Raw genomic sequence first — 18,451 nt, 5'->3', positions numbered from 1 at the left:
CAGCAATGTGATCGCTAACACCTTCAGTTTCGGAGCGGTCCATGTCGGACACATCTCAATCCCCCCTGCGCGGGCTTGGTTTCGCCTTTGCAGCCTTTGGGCTGTTTGCCACCCATGACGCGGTAATCAAACTGCTCGGCGCGCAATTTGCCGTGTTCCAGATCATCTTCTTCGCGATGCTGTTTGCCTTCGTTCCGATGGCAGTGATGATGCTGGCCGACCGTCAGGTGGACAATTTCCGCCCGCATCACCCGTGGCTGATCTTGATACGCTCGGCGACCACGGTGATCGCAATGTCTGCGGCGTTCTACGCCTTTACCGTTCTTCCCCTGGCCGAGGTCTATGCGCTTCTCTTCGCGACGCCCCTTCTGATTACGGCCATGTCTGCTTGGCTTCTGGGCGAACCCGTGCGCGGTCAGCGTTGGGCGGCGGTGATCGTCGGCCTGATCGGGGTTCTGATCGTGCTGCGCCCCGGCGTGACCGTGATCTCGTTCGGGCATATCTGCGGCCTGATCGCGGCGTTCTGTTCGGCGCTTGGCTCGATCATCATGCGCAAGATCGGGGGCGAAGAACGCACCGCCGTGATGATCCTTTACCCGATGCTGTCATCCATTCTGTCGATGGGGGTGATCCTACCCTTCGTCTATGTGCCGATGCAGATCGTGGATCTGGGCCTGTCCGCCAGCGTGGGCGCCATGTCGGTGTTTGCGCAGATGATGATCATCATCGCTTACCGTTCCGCCCCCGCCGCCGTCGTCGCGCCCACGCAATACAGCCAGATCCTCTGGGCGACCGCCTTTGGCGCGCTGTTCTTTGACGAGCTTCCGGATATGTGGGTGGGCATTGGTGCCGCGGTGATCATCGCCTCGGGTGTGTTCATCGTCTGGCGGGAAAGCCGCCCGTCCGTATCGATCCGCAACCCGATCCTGCGCAACCCGAACCCGCGCTACGATGCCGGCCCCTCGCCGAAGCCAAAACATCGCAGGCCGCAACAAAGCGAAAGCTAGGCCCTTGGGGCGCTTCCCTTTCGTTTCCCCCTTCGCTATCACGCTTGGGAATGAAGGAGCGCGCCCATGTCGATGAACAGCTTTGGTCATATCTTCCGTGTCACCACCTGGGGTGAAAGCCACGGGCCTGCTTTGGGCGCGACCGTCGACGGGTGCCCCCCTGGTGTGCCGCTCGAGGCCGAGATGCTGCAGGTCTGGTTGGACAAGCGCCGCCCGGGTCAGAACAAGAACACCACGGCCCGCAACGAGCCCGATCAGGTCCGCATCCTGTCGGGTGTCTATGAAGGACAGACCACCGGCACGCCGATCCAGCTGATGATCGAGAATACCGACCAGCGATCGAAAGACTATGGCGAGATCGAAAAGACCTTCCGTCCGGGTCACGCTGACATCACCTATTGGCAGAAATACGGGATCCGCGATCCGCGTGGCGGGGGTCGGTCTTCGGCGCGTGAAACGGCGGCGCGCGTGGCTGCTGGTGGCGTTGCCCGCGAGGCGCTGAAGGCGCTGGTGCCGGGGCTCGAGATCAAGGGCTATATGACCCAGATGGGCGAAAAGCATCTGGACCGGTCGAAGTTCGATTGGGATGCGATTGATGACAACCCGTTCTGGCTGCCCGATGCCACCGCCGTGCAGGAATGGGAAGACTATCTGCAGTTCCTGCGCGTGAAGGAAAATGACAGCGTCGGCGCCGCGGTCGAGGTCGTGGTGCGTGGCGCCCCCGTCGGGCTGGGCGCGCCGGTTTATGCCAAGTTAGACACTGATCTGGCCGCCGCGATGATGTCGATCAACGCGGTAAAAGGCGTTGAAATTGGCGAAGGCATGGCCGCCGCAGGATTGCGTGGAACGGCAAATGCGGACGAGATTTTCATGGGGAATGACGGGCAGCCTGTGTTCAGTTCGAACCATGCAGGCGGTATTCTGGGCGGCATCTCGACCGGGCAGGATATTGTCGTGCGGTTTGCGGTGAAACCGACCAGCTCGATCCTGACACCGCGTCAGTCGATCACCAAGACGGGTGAAGCCATCGAAGTGATCACCAAGGGCCGCCATGACCCCTGCGTCGGCATCCGCGCTGTTCCGGTGGGCGAGGCAATGGCCGCCTGCGTGATCCTTGATCACCTGATGCTGCACCGCGCACAGATCGGTGAAGGACCGCGCGGTCAAATCGGCTGATGCTGGCGATCCTCGCCATCACCTTTCCAATCTATGCCGCCATTGCGCTGGGCTATGCGACCACGCGCGGCGGCTGGTTCAAACCTGCCGATATGCGCGTGCTTGGCGGCTACGTGATGAACATCGCGCTGCCCGCGTTGTTGTTTCATGCGGTGGCGACTCGGTCGGTCGCCGAGGTGTTCAACCTCGCCTACATGTCAGTGTTCATGGCTGGGGGCCTCGCAACTATTGCGCTGGCTTGGGGGTGGTTTCGTGTTACCGGCGTCGATGCCTCGCGTCGCGGCGTGGCGGTGATGGGGACGACCTGCCCGAACACGGGATTCGTAGGTTATCCGGTCATGCTGTTGGCGTTTCCCGACTTGGCCGGGTCAATTCTGGCGATGAACATGCTGGTGGAGAACTTTGTGTTGATCCCCATCGCGCTGGCCATCATGGAGATGGGGCGCGAGGGACCGCACGAAAGCCCTGCCGCCAAGATGCGTAGTGTAATCCTAAGCGTGCTGAAACGGCCCATGGTCGTCGCTCTTGCAGCCGGGCTTGTGGTGTCAATTTCGGGTCTAACCTTGCCCGAACCGGCCCTGCGGCTGTTCGGAATGCTGGCGGCTTCAGCCTCGGCGCTGGCGCTTTTCGTAATTGGCGGAAGCTTGGTTGGCTTGCCGCTGATCGGCAACCGGGCGCTGGCCATGCAGATCACCTTGGGCAAGCTATTCCTGCATCCGGCGATGGTCTTCGTGGCACTGCTTGTGCTGGGTGCTGGTCTATCGCCCGAACTACAATCGGCGGTGATCCTCTCTGCCGCCATGCCGATCTTCACCATCTACACTGTTTTTGCGATGGAGCACGGACGCGAGGGCGTTGCTTCCCTCGCGCTGCTGGGCACTACCGTTGGGGCCTTCATAACGCTGACCCTATTTCTTAGCCTATTAATCTAAGGCAGGAACGCCCAATCAGGCGGTCGCAGCCGTCAGCGCCGTGTCCATCAGGGCCTTGATATCGGCTTTGCTGGTGCCCGCCACGATGCGCCCTAGTTCTTCCTCGCCTTTCAGGACAACCAAGGTAGAGCGGCGCGGGATGCGCAGGGATCGGGACAGTTTCGACTTTCCATACTTGTCCCAATCGACGTCGATAAAGGTAATCGCCTCGTCATAGGCGGGGTTCTCGGCCTTCAGGGCTTTGATCACGCGTCCCTGCGCCGCGCAGGTCGAGCACCAGCTGGCTTTGAAGTCCAGAAACACGGTTTCGCCGTTTGCCAGCGCCTGTTCGACAAGGCCGCGGGAATAGTCCATGGCACCGGCGCGGGCCAAGGCGGGGACAAGAGATACGGCAGCGGTGAGAGAGATGAAGTCTCGGCGATTCATGGTGGTCTCCTTTCAGAGGGATACAGAGAAGTCATTCAGCCATGCAGGCAGGATTTGCACGGCCCAGGCTTCGAGCGTGTGGTGAAAGCGGAATAAAATGGCGGTGCCGACGGCGACAAAGATCACGCCCATGATCGGGCGGGATTTCTGCGCAATCCGCCGCATGAGAGCCTGTCTGCGCATGATTGCGGAACGCGCGCCATAGCCTAAAACGATGATGATTGTGGACACGCCCAGGGCAAAGGTCACCATGATGGCGGCCGCCCAAGGGATCGACTTGCCTTGTGACGCCAGCGAGATCGCGCCGCCCAACGTGGGGCCGATACAGGGGCTCCAGACCGCGCCAAGCAATATGCCGCCAAGGAACTGACCGGACAAGCCGCCCCGGTTCACGTCATCCAGCGTTGTGTCCGCGTGGGATGAGACGCCGGCGGTGGCGATGGCAAAGCGTTCTGACAGGACGGGGGTCATCAGAATCAGGCCAAAGCCCACCATCAAGATTGCGCCTGCGCGCGCGACCATGTCCTCGGTCAGGCCGATCGTATAGCCCAGCACCGTGACCAGAAGGCCAAGCGTGACGAAAGATACACTCATCCCCGCTGCGACCGCCAAGGGGCCAAAGCGGCTGGCCTGCAATGCGGTGGCCAACACGATGGGCAGCACCGGCAAGACGCAGGGGTTGATCAGGGTCAGAAGCCCGGCAAGGTATCCAAAGACAAGTTCCATGCTTGGAATGTGTTGGAAATTGCCGCGAAAGTCATCTCACGAAGCGGGCAAGCGGCTTCACGTTGCTGTGGGGTTTTGTTTCGAAAGCTGCACGGCAAGGATGCCGACGGTGATGATGGCGACGCCGATGAAGTCGACCATGCTCAGCGCTTCGCCTAGCAAAAGCCACGCGATGGCAACGCCGAAAAACGGGTTCAGGAAGTGGAAGGTGGCGGCTTTGACCGCGCCGATGCGTCCGACAAGGGCGAACCAGATCCATGTGGCCATAAGCCCGGGCACCAGCACGGTATAGGTAAAAGCTATCCCAAGGCGCAGGCTGGGCGTGAAGGCCGGGCTTTCTAAAAACAGCGCCGCGATGAACAGGGCACCGGACCCGACGAACATTTGCAGACCGACGATCATCATCAGGTTGCCGCCCGAGGATGCGGTGCGCACCGACAAGGTGGCGGCGGTCAGCGCGGCCGCTGCGATGAAGCACAGAATGACGCCGGTGATGTCCACGCCACCCGATAGCCGAGATCCCATGATCAGCGCCACGCCGACAACGCCGGCAAACAGCCCTGCCACCGCCATCGGACGCAGGCGGTCGCCCAACAGGCTCCACCCTGCGAAGGCAACCATCAGCGGCATGGTCGACGCGATGATCGAGGCAAGCCCCGCTTCAACCCACTGCATGGCGACGAAGTTTAGACCCAAATACAGCGCATTTTGGCAAAACCCGAAGATGATCACGGCCCGCCACTGGTTCCGTGTCAGTTGCCAACTTTGCCCCAAGGCACGTGCAATGATGACGCCCAAAAGACCCGAGATCAGGAAGCGCAAAGACAGGGAATACAGCGGCGGCGCGTCCGAGACGATGATCCGGGCCGAGGTGAAGGCCGAGCTCCACATCAGGGCGAACGCCAGCCCCATGAAAATTGCGCGCAGATCCATGTCGTCTCCTAAAGCGTTTCGGTTTTTGTCTGACACGGCGAAAACCGAAACGCAGTGCAAGATTGTTGTGTCGCGGGCGTTTCGCGACCAACTTGTGCCTCAAGTTGATCTCGAAACGCTTTAATGAAAAAGGGCCGCCAATTTGGCGACCCTTTCCGAATTCTGGCAGCGGGGCAAGGCCCCTTGTGACCAGATCAGCCGTTTACGCTGTCTTTCAGCGCTTTGGCGATGGTCATCTTGACGACCTTGTCGGCTTCTTTCTGGATCTGCTCGCCGGTGGCGGGGTTGCGCACCATGCGTGCCGGACGCTCGCGGCAATAGATTTTGCCAACGCCGGGCAGGGTCACAGCGCCACCGCCCGAAACTTCGCGGGTGATGATGTTGATGATACCTTCCAGGGCACCTGCAGCGGACTTCTTGTCCGAACCCATTTCTTCAGCCAGAGCGGCAACAAGTTGGGTCTTGGTCATCGGTTTCGACATGTATAACACTCCTCACAATTGCCCATTTCTTGGGCTTCATTGCGGGCATTTAACTGTATGTAGCAGGGCGACACAATCGTTAGTTACCCCTATTTTCCTAGGAAATAGCGCTTTTTCGCCAAAAAATGGCATGCCTTCCCCAGGGTCAGGTTTGAATTCACCCTCTTAGGGCTATTTGTCCGCGATTCAGAGGAAAGCCGTTTCTTCGAAGCTGCGCAGTTTCCGGCTGTGGATACGCTCGATCGGCATGTCGCGCAGGGTCTCCATCGCGTGGATGCCAATCTGCAAATGGCGCGCAACTTGTGTCTTATAGAAATCGGACGCCATACCGGGCAGTTTCAGCTCTCCGTGCAGGGGCTTGTCGGACACACATAGTAGCGTGCCATAGGGCACCCGGAAGCGGAAACCGTTCGCGGCGATGGTGGCGCTTTCCATATCCAGCGCAATGGCGCGGGATTGCGATAGGCGCTGAACAGGGCCACGTTGGTCGCGCAGTTCCCAGTTGCGGTTATCAAGCGTCGCGACGGTGCCGGTTCGCATGATGCGCTTCAGGTCATAGCCTTCGTATTCGGTGATCTTCGCCACGGCCTTTTCCAAGGCGATCTGGATTTCCGCCAGCGGCGGGATCGGCACCCAGATCGGCAGATCGTCGTCCAGCACCTTGTCTTCACGCAAATAGGCGTGGGCCAGAACGAAGTCGCCAAGACGCTGGCTGTTGCGCAGGCCAGCACAGTGCCCAACCATCAACCATGCATGCGGGCGCAGAACCGCGATATGGTCCGTTGCAGTTTTCGCATTCGAGGGGCCGACGCCGATGTTGACCAGCGTGATGCCCGAGCCGTCCGGGCGCTTCAGGTGATAGCTGGGCATTTGCGGCAGCTTCGCCGGGGTTGGCAGCTCTTCGTCAGCAGAGGTAATCCGGTGATAGCCCGGACCGACAAAGGCATCATAGCCGCTGTCGGGGTCGGCCAGCATCTGGCGGGCATAGGCCTCGAATTCCTCGACATAGAACTGATAGTTGGTGAACAGAACGTGGTTCTGGAAATCCTCGGGCGTGGTCGCGGTGTAGTGCGACAGGCGCGCAAGGGAATAGTCCACACGTTGCGCCGTGAACGGGGCCAAGGGGGCCGCGCCGCTATCATCCAGCTCAGCCACACCATTCACAATGTCATCATTCGTGGTCGACAGATCCGGCACGTCAAACACATCGCGCAGCGGATAGGTCATTGCGCCTTCCTGCGGAACGGTGATGTCCGGATTACGCGAAACAGCGAAATGCACGGGGATCGGGGTGGTCGAATAGCCAATCTGCACCGGGACGCCGTGGTTCTGCATTAAAAGCGCGATTTGCTGCTCTAGATAGTTCTCGAACAGGTCCGGGCGGGTGATTGTGCTGGCATAGGTACCGGGGGCCGAGACGTGGCCAAAACTAAGACGGCTGTCCTTCTGCGCGTGGCTGGTCGTGGTCAGGCGGATCTCGGGGTAAAAGGCGCGAAAGCGGCTGGGCGGCTGCGCGCCGCTGGCGTTCTGTTCAAACGTTTCACACAGAAAGTCGCAGGCCTTTTCATAAAGCGATTTCAGCTCGTCCACCGCGGCTTTTGGGTCGGTAAACACCTGATAGGCGCCGCCACCGGGGCTGACCACGGGGATAGAGGGTGCGCTGGGGGTCATTAATTTTCCTTCAACAAATCGGTCAGTTCGAATTTCGTCACATCCACCAATCCTAAATCAGAGATCCGTAACGCGGGGATGACAACCAAGGCCAAGAAGCTGTGTTGGATCGAGGCATTATTCAAGGTGCAGCCACAGGTCTCCATGGCGTCAATGATGCTTTTTGCCTTCTCGGCGACCTCGGTTGCGGGGGCGTCGGACATCAGACCCGCGACGGGCAATTCGACCAAAGCCAGCTCTTTTCCGCCTTGATAGACACACATACCACCACCGACTTCGGCCAGACGGTTGGCGGCCAGCGCCATGTCGTCACGGGACGTTCCGACCACGATCATATGGTGGCTGTCATGCGCCACGGTCGATGCCATGGCCATCTGGCCCGTGTACCCGAACCCGTTCACGAACCCATTGATCACGCCGCCGGTGCCTTTGTGGCGTTCGACCAAGGCCACCTGCGCAACATCTTGTGCTTCATCGGTCTGCACGATGCCGTCAGACACCGAAAGATCCCGTGTTAGAGCCTTTGTGGGTGCCTGGTTTTCGACAATGCCGATGACTTTCGCAGTGACGGAGTTCGCCCCTGCAGGCGCTTCAACGATGAAGTCATCCGGCACGATTGTTTTGCCCATATGCATCGTGGCCTTCGCATGATCTGGCCAGTCCAGATGCGGGCAGTCGACGGTGATCTTACCGCCTTCGGCGACGCTGACGCCACGGGCGAAAACGCGGTTGACCGGCAGGGTGGTCAGGTCGTTGGTAAAGATCACATCAGCACGTCTTCCGGGTGTAATAGAGCCTATTTCGCGCTCTAACCCGAAATGCGTTGCCGTATTAATCGTCGCCATTTGGAGCGCAATCAAAGGATCACAGCCATAGCTAATCGCATAGCGCAGGGCGCGGTTCACGTGGCCTTCCTCGACCAGCGTGCCCGAGTGGCAATCGTCGGTGCAAATGATGAAATTGCGCGGGTCCAGACCCTTTTCGGTCACGGCGGTGATCTGTTTTTCCACGTCAAACCAGGCCGAGCCCAGCCGCATCATCGAGCGCATCCCCTGACGGACACGGGCAATCGCGTCGGCCTCGCAGGTGCCCTCGTGATCATCCGCAGGACCGCCCGCCGCATAGGCGTGGAAATTCGGGCCAAGATCGGGGCTGGCATAGTGCCCGCCGATGGTTTTGCCCGCGTTCTGTGTTGCAGCCATTTCCGCCAGCATCTTGGGGTCGCCGTTGATCACACCGGGGAAGTTCATCATCTCGCCCAGCCCGATGATGCCGGGCCACGTCATCGCCTCGGCCACGTCCTCGGGGGTGATTTCAAAGCCTGTTGTTTCAAGCCCCGGCGCGGACGGCGCGCAGGACGGCATCTGTGTATAGATGTTCACAGGCTGGATTAGAGCCTCATCATGCATCAAGCGTACACCTTCCAACCCCAGCACATTCGCGATCTCATGCGGGTCGGTGAACATTGTGGTGGTGCCGTGGGGGATGACGGCGCGGGCGAATTCGGCTGGGGTCAGCATCCCGCTTTCGATATGCATATGCCCGTCACAAAGGCCGGGGATTAGATACTGCCCGCCTGCGTCGATCACCTGTGTATCCGGTCCGATACAATGGCTTGCGTCTGGGCCGACATAGGCAAAGCGCCCATCGGCCATCGCGACGTGCCAGTCCAGAACCTCGCGCGTGTGAACATTCACCACGCGGCCGCCTTGAATTACGGTGTCTGCTGCTTCGCGCCCTGCGGCGACGGCAATCAATCGCGTCGCACTTTCGGGCCATGATTTAAGAATTGGTCTTTCCATGGATCAATTGTTCCGAAATCCTCTGTTAGCGCAACCCCCTATCCGGGGCCGGTGATTTTGCGCTTTCAAATCGTGCGCGGGCGGCGATACTGCGCGCATGAAAAAGACACTGTTTGTATTCGGATACGGCTATTCGGCGCGCGCATTGGCGGCAGAACTACCCGGCGATTTCACCGTGATCGGCACCTCGCGCGAGGCGGGGCCGGATGTGATCAGGTGGCCGGGGGGCGACATTTCGCATGCGCTATCTCAGGCGACGCATCTTCTGATCTCGGCCGGGCCAGATGGGGACGGCGACCCCGTTTTGCGCCGGGTTAGAGACGAAATCGTAGCCCTCGCCCCGCAGCTTGAATGGGTCGGATACCTGTCGACCACCGGGGTCTATGGCGATCATCAAGGGGGTTGGGTCGACGAAGATACGCCGCTTGCGCCGTCCACGCGGCGGGGCAAACTGCGTGTGCAAGCCGAAGCGGACTGGCAGGCGCTGGCCGCGGAGGCGGGGCTGCCCCTGCATATCTTCCGACTGGCTGGGATCTATGGCCCCGGGCGCGGTCCGTTTTCCAAGGTGCGCAAGGGGACTGCGCGGCGGATCATCAAGAAAGATCAGGTGTTTTCACGCATCCATGTCGCCGATATCGCGCAGGTGTTGGCGGCCTCGATCGCGCAGCCCAATCCGGGGCGGATCTATAACCTTTGCGACGACAACGCCGCCCCGCCCGAGGATGTGCTGGCTTATGCGGCCGAGCTTCTGGGCTTGCCTGTGCCCCCCGCGATAGATTTCGAGACCGCCGAGATGACCCCGATGGCGCGCAGCTTTTATGCGGAATCGAAGCGTGTTCGGAACGATCGGATCAGGGAAGAGCTGGGGGTCAGGCTGCGCTATCCGACCTATCAGGACGGGCTGAAAGCACTGCTAAAAGCCGAGGGTTAGGCCCGCTTTTCACCGATCTGCGCCACACCCAGAACGTCCAGCACCTTGGCTTCGATGTCCTTGGCGGACAGCTTGGCTTCCTCGTACATCTTTGCGGGGGATGCGTGGTCGATGAACGTATCGGGCAGAACCATCGAGCGGTACTTGAGGCCGGTGTCGAACACGCCTTCCTCGGCCAAAAGCTGCGCCACATGGCTTCCGAACCCACCGACAGCACCTTCTTCAATGGTGATCAGGGCTTCGTGGTTTTCTGCCAGGGTCAGGATCAATTCACGATCCAAAGGCTTGGCAAACCGCGCGTCAGCGACGGTGGGGGTGATGCCACGAGCGGTCAGAGCCTCGGCCGCGGCTTCGGCTTCCGACAGGCGGGTACCAAAAGACAGGATGGACACGCGCGAGCCTTCGCGGATCATGCGGCCTTTGCCGATTTCCAGCACTTCGCCTTTTTCAGGCAGTTCAACGCCAACACCTTCGCCACGCGGATAGCGGAAAGCGGATGGGCGGTCGTTGATCGAATGCGCGGTGGCGATCATGTGCATCAACTCGGCCTCGTCTGCGGCGGCCATCAGCACCATGTCGGGCAGGTTGGCCAAGAAGGCAATGTCGAAGGATCCGGCATGGGTCGCCCCATCGGCGCCCACCAGACCGGCGCGGTCGATGGCAAAGCGGACGGGCAAGCGTTGCACGGCTACGTCATGCACAACTTGGTCGTAGCCACGTTGCAGGAAGGTCGAATACATGGCGCAGAAGGGCTTCATGCCGCCAGCGGCCAGCGCGGCGGCGAAGGTCACGCCGTGTTGTTCGGCAATGCCTACGTCAAAACAGCGCGAGGGATAGCGTTCCGCCATCAGGTTCAGCCCAGTTCCGTCCGGCATCGCGGCGGTGACAGCGCAGACTTTGTCATCTTCGGTTGCCAGCCGGACCAGCTCTTTCCCGAAGACCGAGGTATAGCTGGGCGCGTTCGAGGGCGCTTTGTGCTGCTTGCCGCTGGCCACATCGAACTTGGCGGTGGCGTGACCGCGATCACGCGCAGCCTCGGCGGGTGCATAGCCTTTGCCCTTTTTGGTGATCACATGGATCAGCATCGGGCCAGTGGCGCGGTCATGGACGGTGCGCAGGACGGACAGAAGGCTGTCCATGTCATGCCCGTCGATGGGGCCGACGTAAGAAAAGCCCAGTTCCTCGAAAAGGGTGCCGCCGACGGTCATGGATTTCACCATTTCCTTGGCGCGGCGTGCGCCTTCCTGGAAGGGGCTTGGCAGCAGGCTAACCGCGCCTTTGGCGGCGGCTTTCAGCTCTTGAAACGGTTCTTCTGCATAAAGCCGGCTGAGATAGCTGGACAGCGCACCGACCGGCGGGGCAATCGACATGTCATTGTCGTTCAGGATCACAAACAGGCGGCGGTTCAGGTGGCCTGCGTTGTTCATCGCTTCGAACGCCATGCCTGCTGACATGGATCCGTCACCGATTACGGCAACCGCGTCGCCGATCCCATGTTCCGGCGCGCCACCAAGGTCGCGGGCAACCGAGAACCCAAGCGCGGCTGAGATCGAGGTCGAGCTATGCCCCGCGCCAAACGGGTCAAACGGGCTTTCCGAGCGTTTGGTGAAGCCCGACAAGCCACTTTCACAGCGCAGGGTGCGGATGCGATCACGACGTCCGGTCAGGATTTTGTGGGGATAGCATTGGTGGCCGACGTCCCAGACGATCCGGTCCTTCGGGGCGTCAAACACCGCATGCAGCGCCACGGTCAGTTCAACGACGCCCAAGCCTGCGCCCAGATGCCCGCCGGTTTCTGACACGGCCGAGATCGTCTCGGCCCGGACTTCATGGGCCAGCTGCTCAAGCTCGCGGTCCGACAAGGATTTCATGTCGGCGGGGACTGCTACGCGGTCCAGAATGGGTGTTTCGGGTCGGTCAGACATTAATGCCCCGTTTGCCTATCTGTCACGCTGGATAACGAAGCGCGCGGCCTCTCGCAAGGTATCGGCATCCTCACCATAGGGGGAAAGTGCATCACAGGCTTGATCTACAAGCTCTTTTGCGCGGGTCTTTGCCGCTTCCAGCCCCAAAAGCGAAACGAAAGTGGCTTTGCCTGCGTCCGCATCCTTGCCCACGGCCTTTCCAACAGCGGTGGCATCGCCTTCGACGTCCAGAATGTCATCGGCGATCTGAAAGGCCAGCCCAAGCGCGGTGGAATAGTCGCGCATTGGGGCAATATCTGCCCCGGCCAACATGGCGCCTGCTTCACCAGACCAACGGATCAGCGCACCGGTTTTACCGGCCTGAAGCTCAGTGATCTGGTCCAAGTTCAGTGGGGTCTCGGCGGTCTCGGCTGCAATATCCAGCGCCTGTCCATGCACCATGCCCAGCTGCCCGGCAGCGCGTGCCATCGATGATACCAGAGGAACGCGGGCCTCGCCCACATCGTCATGGGTCAGTAACTCGAACGCCAAGGTTTGCAGCGCATCACCCACCAGAACGGCGGTGGCGTCGTCCCATTTCTTGTGAACGGTCGGCAGCCCGCGTCGCAGATCGTCGTCGTCCATGCAGGGCATGTCATCATGCACCAGAGAATAGGCGTGGATCGCTTCGATCGCGGCGGCAGGCCACAGCGCGCGGGTCTCGGTCACGCCGTGAATGCGTGCGCTTTCCATCACCAGAAACGCCCGCAGACCTTTGCCGCCCGCCGTGGCATAGCGCATCGGCTCGGCCAAGGCGCCCTTGTCCGAAATCGCTGCGTGCAGATGTGCCCGCGCAGCGCGCGCGGTGTCGTCCAAACGTGTCTTGAACATTTACAGCCCTTCGACAGGAGTGGTGCCGCTTGGCTCTCCGTTTTTGTCCAAGGTGATCGCAGCGACCTTTTCTTCGGCCTCTTTCAGCTTGGTTTCGCAGCGCGCTTTCAGCTCGGCCCCGCGTTCATAGAGCTTGATCGAATCCTCAAGCGCCACGTCACCGCGTTCCAGCTGGCCAACGACGGCCTCGAGTTCCCGCATGGCCTCTTCAAAGGACATTTCGCTTACCGGTTTGTCGCTCATGCGCCGCGCTCCATCATCACGTTGATATAGGCCCCGACGCTGTCGCCAAGGGCTTCCAGATCATAGCCGCCCTCAAGCGACGATACCACCCGCCCATCGCAGCATTTATCCGCCAGATCGCAGATGCGATGCGCCAGCCAGGCGAAATCCTCGGTTTCCCAATGCAGATTGGCCAGAGGGTCGCGCCTATGGGCGTCGAACCCGGCGGACACCAGCACGATTTGGGGGGCGTAAGGCTCGATCTGGTCGGTCAACACACGCTCCCAGGCATCTTGCATCTCTGCGCCACCGGTGCCGCTTTTCAGGGGAAGGTTGATCACCTGCCCAAACGCGCCTTTCTGGTGGATGCCACCCGATCCCGGATAGAGCGGCATCTGGTGAGACGATACAAACCGTACCCGGCTTTCATGCCACAGAACATCCTGCGTGCCGTTGCCGTGGTGGACGTCGAAATCCAGCACCGCGATGCGGTCCAGCCCGTGCGCGTTGGCCGCGTGAATGGCGGCAATGGCGACGGTGGAAAATAGGCAGAACCCCATCGGGGTGGCTTTTTCGGCGTGATGGCCGGGGGGGCGGCAGGCGATGAAGGCATTCTGCGCCTCGCCCGCCATCACGCGGTCCACGGCGTCGATGTTGCCACCGATTGCGCGCAGGGCGGCTTCGAACGATCCGGGGGCCATGAAGGTGTCGCCATCCAACTGCGCCCAACCCTCGACCGGCTGCGCGTTCTCGATCCGCTCGAAATAGGCGCGGGAGTGGCCAAGGCGCACGTGGTCCAGTGACGCAACCGGCGGTTCGGGCCGGATTAGAGACTGAAAATGGGGGGCGGAGAGGGCGGTTTCGATCGCTTCCAGCCGCGCCACCTGCTCGGGATGGCCGGGCGGGGTGATGTGGTCGAAGCTGACCGGATGGGTGTAAAGCAGCGTTGTCATGGCGCGACGCTAGGACAATACTGATCCGACAACAAGAGAGGTTCCCATGCGCTGGATACTACCGTTTCTATTGGTCGCACCCCCGGTATTCGCAGAAGGGTTTTCGACGCAGGTTAGCGGCGATTTTAACGCTGATGGTATAGCGGATCACGTGGCGCTGATTGATTTTGGGGACCACGGCCAAGCCGATCTTCTTTTGAAGTTGGGTGATGGTTTGCAAACAGTTTGGCTGCAGAACCTGATCTGGGTTGGCGGGTTCGGGCAGCAACCGTCGCTGACCGTTACGCCACAAGGCTCGCTTCAGGTGATGTCCCACAACAGTTCAATTGGTCGGAACCGGTGGGAGCAGATTCATACGATTGCTTGGCGTGAAGGCGCGATGAGGGTCGTCGGGTATACGTATCGCTGGTATGACACGCTGAACCTTGACGATATCGGCAGTTGTGACCTGAACCTTCTCACCGGGAAGGGAGAGATTTCGTTGGGACAGGACGATGCAACGCGTTCGATATCCGTCTCGACCCCGGCCTTTGCGGTTCAGGACTGGCTTTACGAAATGCCGCCGGAGTGCGAAGCGCTGTTTGACTGAATACGCCTTAATCCGGCGCCAACATATAGCCCGCCCCGCGCACCGTTTGCAGATAGCGTGGCTGTTTCGGGTCCGCTTCCAGCTTGCGACGCAGACGGGTGATCTGCACATCCACCGCACGTTCCTGCGCTTGCCCCTGATCGCGGCCCAGCTGTTCCACCAAGGACGTCCGGCTGACCGGCTCTGACGGGGTAGCCGAGAAGATCTTCATCAGCTGGTTTTCCGTGGCCGTCAGACGCACCAATTCCTCGCCGCACCACAGCTCGCCCCGTTCTATGTCATAGGTCTTGTCGCCAAGCGTCAGGGATTTCGGGCGCGCATCCTCGGTCGCGGCGGGCATGCGCCGCAGGATGGCGTTGATCCGCAGAAGCAGTTCTTTCGGCTCAAACGGTTTCGCCAGATAGTCGTCGGCGCCCGCCTCAAGCCCCTTGATGCGGTCTTCGGTCTCGCCCTTGGCGGTCAGAAGCAGGATCGGCGTGGTCAGGGTTTCGCGCAGGGATCGGGTCAGGCTGATCCCATCTTCGCCCGGCATCATGACGTCGGTGACAATCATGTCGAAATCCAACCCGGCCAACAAGCGGCGGGCATGGGCGGCGTCGCGTGCGGCACTGACCCAGAAGCCATTGCGCACCAGGAACTTCTGTAGCAGCCCGCGAATGCGTTCGTCGTCGTCGATGATCAGAAGATGTGCTTCGGGCGCGTCAGTCATGTCCGCTGTCCTTCATCCGGGTGAAATGGCGCTGCATGTCGTGATCCATCATTGCTTCTAGCACGGTGCGGAACCCTTGTACGGCCTCGGGCCCGGCCTCGCGATAGGCTTGACGCATCCGCTCGCGCTGGGCGTCGGACAGCTCTTGTTCCAGCGCGGTGCCGGCGTCGGTCAGAAACAAATGCCGCTCGCGCTTGTCACGGGTGCCAACGCGGCTTTCGACCAGCTCGTCCTCGATCAGCGTGCGCAGCACGCGGTTCAGCGACTGTTTGGTTACGCCCAGAATGGAGAGCAGATTGTTCACCGTCGTGCCCGGAGCACGGCTGATAAAGTGCAGCGCCCGGTGGTGGGCGCGGCCATATCCATACTTGTTCAGAATGCGATCGGGATCAGCAGTAAAACCGCGATAGGCAAAGAACATTGCCTCGATGCCTTTGCGCAACTGCTCGTCCGTTAGGAACAGAAGGCTTTGCCCGCCGGGGGACTGCCGTTCGCTCATTACGCCCTCATCACAAATCATGTTACAGTTTCCAATTTTATGTCAGTGTTGTTGACTTTCCAAGAATCAATTGTTAGCGATTTGCGGATTTCGCGAAATATTATGTCCGATGCGGACCGATTTCGCGCAACAAATGGAAAAACGCCACAAAGTTGACTGTGGCTCAGACTTGGAAAGGACGGAAACATGAGCGGATATGATGATCGCGACGGCAAGATCTGGATGGACGGCCAATTGGTCGAATGGCGCGATGCGAACGTCCACATTCTGACCCACGCACTGCACTATGCTTCGTCGGTTTTTGAAGGCGAGCGCCTGTATGACGGCAAAATCTTCCTCAGCCGCAAGCACTCGGAACGCCTACTGAAGTCGGGCGAAATGATGGACATGCCTATCCCTTACTCGGTGGATGAAATCGAAGCGGCCAAGCAGGCTGTTGTCGAGGCGAACGGCCTGACCAACGCTTACGTGCGCGTTGTTGCGTGGCGTGGCGCGGGGGAAGACATGGGTGTCAGTTCTGCCCGAAACCCGGTGCGTATGGCTGTGGCTGCGTGGGCTTGGGGCGACTATTACGGTGACGCCAAGATGAAAGGCGCCAAGCTGGACATCGCCAAGTGGAAGCGTCCGTCGCCCGAAACCATCCCGACCGCTGCCAAGGCCGCCGGTCTTTACATGATCTGTACCATGTCCAAGCACGCGGCCGAGGCCAAAGGCTGCTCGGATGCGCTGTTCATGGATTATCGTGGCTACGTGGCCGAGGCGACCGGTGCCAATGTCTTCTTCGTAAAGGATGGCGAAGTTCACACGCCGCTTCCTGACGCGATCCTGAACGGCCTGACCCGTCAGACGGTGATCGGCATGCTGAAGGAAAAAGGCATCACTGTGCATGAGCGTCACATCATGCCCGAGGAACTGGCTGATTTCGAACAGTGCTGGCTGACCGGGTCAGCGGCCGAGGTCACCCCAGTTGGGCAGATCGGCGACTATACGTTTGAAGTGGGTGCGTTGACCCGCGACATCTCGGAAAGCTACGAAAAGCTGGTCCGCAGCTAACGACGTTTAACGCTTTTTGAACACCCGTCCCCTAGGCTGATGCCATTCAAAGGGGGCGGGCGTTTTGCTGTCCAGAAATCTCAGAATCCTGATCGCGATCATCGTGGTCGTGGTGCTGCCGACCGTGGCGGCCCTGACATGGTATTGGGTGACCAAGGACCCGACGATTCGCCCCTTAGGCATCACCAAACGCGCGTTGGTCGAGAAGACCGCCAAGGAAAGCGGGCTGCTGACAATCGTGATCCGCTTTGATCCGAATGAGGACGCTAAAGCCAGCGAGGCGTTGGGCGCGAATATTGTACGCGCGCTTGAAGCGAAGGGTGTGATTGGCAGTGTCAAACGCCTGCCGGTGCCAGGGCAGGACATGACGGTGACCTATCTGATCGGCGCCTCGACCATCGGGCCCTATTCAGCGTCGCACGCCTCGTCTGGGATCAACGCAGCCGTGGGGGCCTATCGCATGGTCGTGCCGCCTGAAACGCCTGACAGCTAGACCGCCTGTAGTTGCGCTTTGGCCCAACGTGCTGCATCTGCGACCACCGGGTCCGGATCGTTCACATGCGGCTCTAACGTAGGCAAAAACGTGGAATCGCCCGAGTTCCCCACGGCGTAAAGCACGTTGCGCAGGAACCGATCCCGGCCAATACGCTTGATCGGACTGCCCGAGAATTTCTGGCGGAACGCGGCATCGTCCAGCCCCATTAGTTCAGCCAGTTTCGGGGCCAACAGATCCTCGCGTGCGGCATAGCGGATTTCATGCGCATCAGAAGCGAACTTGTTCCACGGGCACGCTGCAAGACAGTCGTCACAGCCATAGATCCGGTTGCCAAGTTTCGCGCGCAATTCTTCGTCCACCGGGCCTTTGTGCTCGATGGTCAGATAGGAAATGCAGCGCCGCGCATCCAGTTGGAACGGCGCGGGAAAGGCGTCGGTCGGGCAGGCGTCCAGACAGGCGGTGCAGGACCCGCAATTCTCGCGCCCCGGCGCGTCCACAGGCAGCTCCAGCGTTGTGAAAATCGCCCCCAGAAAGAACCAGTTCCCTAACTCGCGCGACAGAAGATTGGTGTGCTTGCCCTGCCAGCCAAGACCCGCCGCCGCGCCAAGGGGCTTCTCCATCACGGGTGCGGTGTCGACGAAGACTTTGATCTCGCCGCCGAAGCGATCGATCATCCAGCGCCCAACGCGCTTCAACCGCTTTTTCACAATGTCGTGGTAGTCTTTGTTCTGCGCGTAAACGCTGATCGCGGCCCGGTCCGGCTGGCCGATCACCGCCATAGGGTCATGATCCGGCGTATAGGGCTCGGCCAGCATGATCACGGACCGCGCTTCGGGCCACAGGGCGGCAGGATTGCCGCGCCAGTTCATCCGCTCGCCCATCCACGCCATATCGCCATGCCGCCCCTCGGCCACGAACTGCTCCAGCCGTTTGGAAATCTCGGGCACCGCATCGGGCCGACACACGCGCGCCAAGGCAAAGCCTTCGGCCTGCGCTTGCGCGACAATCTCGTTTTTCTTGTCGGAAATATCCTCGGGGGGAGAGCCGGG

The 18,451-nt window shown here is 60.4% G+C and carries 20 protein-coding genes; 7 read left to right on the top strand and 13 right to left on the bottom strand.

The window, feature by feature from the left end; all coding sequences use genetic code 11:
• The first annotated feature begins 41 nt into the window (after nucleotides 1-41).
• From MWU53_RS07705 to MWU53_RS07695, 3 genes are all read left to right on the top strand, one after another.
• On the top strand, nucleotides 42-1,007 hold the full coding sequence (locus MWU53_RS07705) for a DMT family transporter (RefSeq protein WP_247092112.1): 966 nt from the start codon (nucleotides 42-44) through the stop codon (nucleotides 1,005-1,007).
• Nucleotides 1,008-1,073: 66 nt separating this feature from the next.
• The gene (aroC, locus tag MWU53_RS07700) at nucleotides 1,074-2,183 is read left to right on the top strand and encodes a chorismate synthase (protein ID WP_247092110.1); all 1,110 of its coding nucleotides are present in this window, start codon (nucleotides 1,074-1,076) and stop codon (nucleotides 2,181-2,183) included.
• Nucleotides 2,183-3,115 carry an AEC family transporter gene (locus MWU53_RS07695; RefSeq protein WP_247092108.1) on the top strand — a complete coding sequence of 311 codons (933 nt, stop codon included), beginning with the start codon at nucleotides 2,183-2,185 and terminating at the stop codon, nucleotides 3,113-3,115. Before aroC ends, MWU53_RS07695 begins: the two co-directional genes overlap by 1 nt.
• Before the next feature lie 15 nt (nucleotides 3,116-3,130).
• Here MWU53_RS07695 and MWU53_RS07690 read toward each other — a convergent pair whose 3' ends face one another.
• The 6 genes from MWU53_RS07690 to ade all read right to left on the bottom strand — a co-directional run bounded on the left by MWU53_RS07690 (nucleotide 3,131) and on the right by ade (nucleotide 9,155).
• On the bottom strand, nucleotides 3,131-3,541 hold the full coding sequence (locus MWU53_RS07690) for a thioredoxin family protein (RefSeq protein WP_247092107.1): 411 nt from the start codon (nucleotides 3,539-3,541) through the stop codon (nucleotides 3,131-3,133).
• 12 nt (nucleotides 3,542-3,553) lie between these two features.
• Complete coding sequence (locus MWU53_RS07685; protein ID WP_247092105.1) at nucleotides 3,554-4,267, bottom strand: cytochrome c biogenesis CcdA family protein; 714 nt, start codon at nucleotides 4,265-4,267, stop codon at nucleotides 3,554-3,556.
• Nucleotides 4,268-4,324: 57 nt separating this feature from the next.
• A complete protein-coding gene (locus tag MWU53_RS07680) occupies nucleotides 4,325-5,200 on the bottom strand; it encodes a DMT family transporter (RefSeq protein WP_247092103.1) in 876 nt (291 codons plus the stop codon).
• A 194-nt stretch (nucleotides 5,201-5,394) separates the two neighbouring features.
• Nucleotides 5,395-5,682, bottom strand: coding sequence for an HU family DNA-binding protein (locus MWU53_RS07675; protein WP_108858109.1), 288 nt, complete (start codon nucleotides 5,680-5,682; stop codon nucleotides 5,395-5,397).
• 186 nt (nucleotides 5,683-5,868) lie between these two features.
• Complete coding sequence (locus MWU53_RS07670) at nucleotides 5,869-7,353, bottom strand: AMP nucleosidase (protein ID WP_247092101.1); 1,485 nt, start codon at nucleotides 7,351-7,353, stop codon at nucleotides 5,869-5,871.
• A complete protein-coding gene (gene ade / locus MWU53_RS07665) occupies nucleotides 7,353-9,155 on the bottom strand; it encodes an adenine deaminase (RefSeq protein WP_247092099.1) in 1,803 nt (600 codons plus the stop codon). Before ade ends, MWU53_RS07670 begins: the two co-directional genes overlap by 1 nt.
• A 97-nt stretch (nucleotides 9,156-9,252) precedes the next feature.
• On the opposite strand from ade, the gene MWU53_RS07660 reads away from it, so the two are divergent.
• Nucleotides 9,253-10,086: an SDR family oxidoreductase gene (locus MWU53_RS07660; RefSeq protein WP_247092097.1), complete on the top strand. Its 834-nt coding sequence runs from the start codon at nucleotides 9,253-9,255 to the stop codon at nucleotides 10,084-10,086.
• On the opposite strand, the gene dxs is transcribed toward MWU53_RS07660, so the two are convergent.
• Genes dxs through MWU53_RS07640 form a run of 4 tightly spaced genes read right to left on the bottom strand, consistent with a single transcriptional unit; the run spans nucleotide 10,083 to nucleotide 14,056 of the window.
• Complete coding sequence (dxs, locus tag MWU53_RS07655) at nucleotides 10,083-12,011, bottom strand: 1-deoxy-D-xylulose-5-phosphate synthase (RefSeq protein ID WP_247092095.1); 1,929 nt, start codon at nucleotides 12,009-12,011, stop codon at nucleotides 10,083-10,085. The genes MWU53_RS07660 and dxs overlap by 4 nt on opposite strands.
• A gap of 15 nt (nucleotides 12,012-12,026) precedes the next feature.
• Entirely contained in the window at nucleotides 12,027-12,881 is an 855-nt protein-coding gene (locus MWU53_RS07650) for a polyprenyl synthetase family protein (RefSeq protein ID WP_247092093.1), read from the bottom strand.
• Nucleotides 12,882-13,124: an exodeoxyribonuclease VII small subunit gene (locus tag MWU53_RS07645; RefSeq protein WP_108858115.1), complete on the bottom strand. Its 243-nt coding sequence runs from the start codon at nucleotides 13,122-13,124 to the stop codon at nucleotides 12,882-12,884.
• Nucleotides 13,121-14,056 (bottom strand): histone deacetylase family protein, encoded by a 936-nt coding sequence (locus MWU53_RS07640; RefSeq protein ID WP_247092091.1) that lies wholly within the window; start codon nucleotides 14,054-14,056, stop codon nucleotides 13,121-13,123. The genes MWU53_RS07645 and MWU53_RS07640 overlap by 4 nt, the downstream gene beginning before the upstream one ends.
• A 46-nt stretch (nucleotides 14,057-14,102) precedes the next feature.
• On the opposite strand from MWU53_RS07640, the gene MWU53_RS07635 reads away from it, so the two are divergent.
• Nucleotides 14,103-14,645 carry a hypothetical protein gene (locus tag MWU53_RS07635; RefSeq protein ID WP_247092090.1) on the top strand — a complete coding sequence of 181 codons (543 nt, stop codon included), beginning with the start codon at nucleotides 14,103-14,105 and terminating at the stop codon, nucleotides 14,643-14,645.
• 7 nt (nucleotides 14,646-14,652) lie between these two features.
• On the opposite strand, the gene MWU53_RS07630 is transcribed toward MWU53_RS07635, so the two are convergent.
• A complete protein-coding gene (locus MWU53_RS07630) occupies nucleotides 14,653-15,354 on the bottom strand; it encodes a response regulator (protein WP_247092088.1) in 702 nt (233 codons plus the stop codon).
• On the bottom strand, nucleotides 15,347-15,853 hold the full coding sequence (locus tag MWU53_RS07625) for a MarR family transcriptional regulator (protein ID WP_247092086.1): 507 nt from the start codon (nucleotides 15,851-15,853) through the stop codon (nucleotides 15,347-15,349). Before MWU53_RS07625 ends, MWU53_RS07630 begins: the two co-directional genes overlap by 8 nt.
• Nucleotides 15,854-16,039: 186 nt before the next feature.
• On the opposite strand from MWU53_RS07625, the gene MWU53_RS07620 reads away from it, so the two are divergent.
• Both MWU53_RS07620 and MWU53_RS07615 read left to right on the top strand, forming a co-directional pair.
• Complete coding sequence (locus MWU53_RS07620; protein ID WP_247092084.1) at nucleotides 16,040-16,906, top strand: branched-chain amino acid aminotransferase; 867 nt, start codon at nucleotides 16,040-16,042, stop codon at nucleotides 16,904-16,906.
• A 64-nt stretch (nucleotides 16,907-16,970) separates the two neighbouring features.
• On the top strand, nucleotides 16,971-17,399 hold the full coding sequence (locus tag MWU53_RS07615; protein ID WP_247092082.1) for a hypothetical protein: 429 nt from the start codon (nucleotides 16,971-16,973) through the stop codon (nucleotides 17,397-17,399).
• Here MWU53_RS07615 and queG read toward each other — a convergent pair.
• Nucleotides 17,396-18,430, bottom strand: a complete 1,035-nt coding sequence (gene queG, locus MWU53_RS07610) for a tRNA epoxyqueuosine(34) reductase QueG (RefSeq protein ID WP_247092521.1) — start codon at nucleotides 18,428-18,430, stop codon at nucleotides 17,396-17,398. The two genes, MWU53_RS07615 and queG, sit on opposite strands and share 4 nt — an antisense overlap.
• Between the last annotated feature and the right edge of the window lie 21 nt (nucleotides 18,431-18,451).

It is taken from the genome of Aliiroseovarius sp. S1123 (assembly GCF_023015885.1).
Taxonomy (GTDB): Bacteria; Pseudomonadota; Alphaproteobacteria; order Rhodobacterales; family Rhodobacteraceae; genus Aliiroseovarius.
Note: the sequence above shows the minus strand (reverse complement) of the source record. Positions and strands in the feature narration are given on the sequence as shown.

Bases quoted from the DNA above. Each gene is read 5' to 3' on its own strand.
- MWU53_RS07675 (WP_108858109.1), bottom strand. From the start codon at position 5,682: ATGTCGAAACCGATGACCAAGACCCAACTTGTTGCCGCTCTGGCTGAA.
- MWU53_RS07690 (WP_247092107.1), bottom strand. From the start codon at position 3,541: ATGAATCGCCGAGACTTCATCTCTCTCACCGCTGCCGTATCTCTTGTC.
- MWU53_RS07670 (WP_247092101.1), bottom strand. From the start codon at position 7,353: ATGACCCCCAGCGCACCCTCTATCCCCGTGGTCAGCCCCGGTGGCGGC.
- MWU53_RS07640 (WP_247092091.1), bottom strand. From the start codon at position 14,056: ATGACAACGCTGCTTTACACCCATCCGGTCAGCTTCGACCACATCACC.
- aroC (WP_247092110.1), top strand. From the start codon at position 1,074: ATGTCGATGAACAGCTTTGGTCATATCTTCCGTGTCACCACCTGGGGT.
- MWU53_RS07620 (WP_247092084.1), top strand. From the start codon at position 16,040: ATGAGCGGATATGATGATCGCGACGGCAAGATCTGGATGGACGGCCAA.
- MWU53_RS07630 (WP_247092088.1), bottom strand. From the start codon at position 15,354: ATGACTGACGCGCCCGAAGCACATCTTCTGATCATCGACGACGACGAA.
- MWU53_RS07695 (WP_247092108.1), top strand. From the start codon at position 2,183: ATGCTGGCGATCCTCGCCATCACCTTTCCAATCTATGCCGCCATTGCG.
- MWU53_RS07645 (WP_108858115.1), bottom strand. From the start codon at position 13,124: ATGAGCGACAAACCGGTAAGCGAAATGTCCTTTGAAGAGGCCATGCGG.
- MWU53_RS07680 (WP_247092103.1), bottom strand. From the start codon at position 5,200: ATGGATCTGCGCGCAATTTTCATGGGGCTGGCGTTCGCCCTGATGTGG.
- MWU53_RS07635 (WP_247092090.1), top strand. From the start codon at position 14,103: ATGCGCTGGATACTACCGTTTCTATTGGTCGCACCCCCGGTATTCGCA.
- MWU53_RS07625 (WP_247092086.1), bottom strand. From the start codon at position 15,853: ATGAGCGAACGGCAGTCCCCCGGCGGGCAAAGCCTTCTGTTCCTAACG.
- MWU53_RS07650 (WP_247092093.1), bottom strand. From the start codon at position 12,881: ATGTTCAAGACACGTTTGGACGACACCGCGCGCGCTGCGCGGGCACAT.
- MWU53_RS07705 (WP_247092112.1), top strand. From the start codon at position 42: ATGTCGGACACATCTCAATCCCCCCTGCGCGGGCTTGGTTTCGCCTTT.
- MWU53_RS07685 (WP_247092105.1), bottom strand. From the start codon at position 4,267: ATGGAACTTGTCTTTGGATACCTTGCCGGGCTTCTGACCCTGATCAAC.
- dxs (WP_247092095.1), bottom strand. From the start codon at position 12,011: ATGTCTGACCGACCCGAAACACCCATTCTGGACCGCGTAGCAGTCCCC.
- ade (WP_247092099.1), bottom strand. From the start codon at position 9,155: ATGGAAAGACCAATTCTTAAATCATGGCCCGAAAGTGCGACGCGATTG.
- MWU53_RS07660 (WP_247092097.1), top strand. From the start codon at position 9,253: ATGAAAAAGACACTGTTTGTATTCGGATACGGCTATTCGGCGCGCGCA.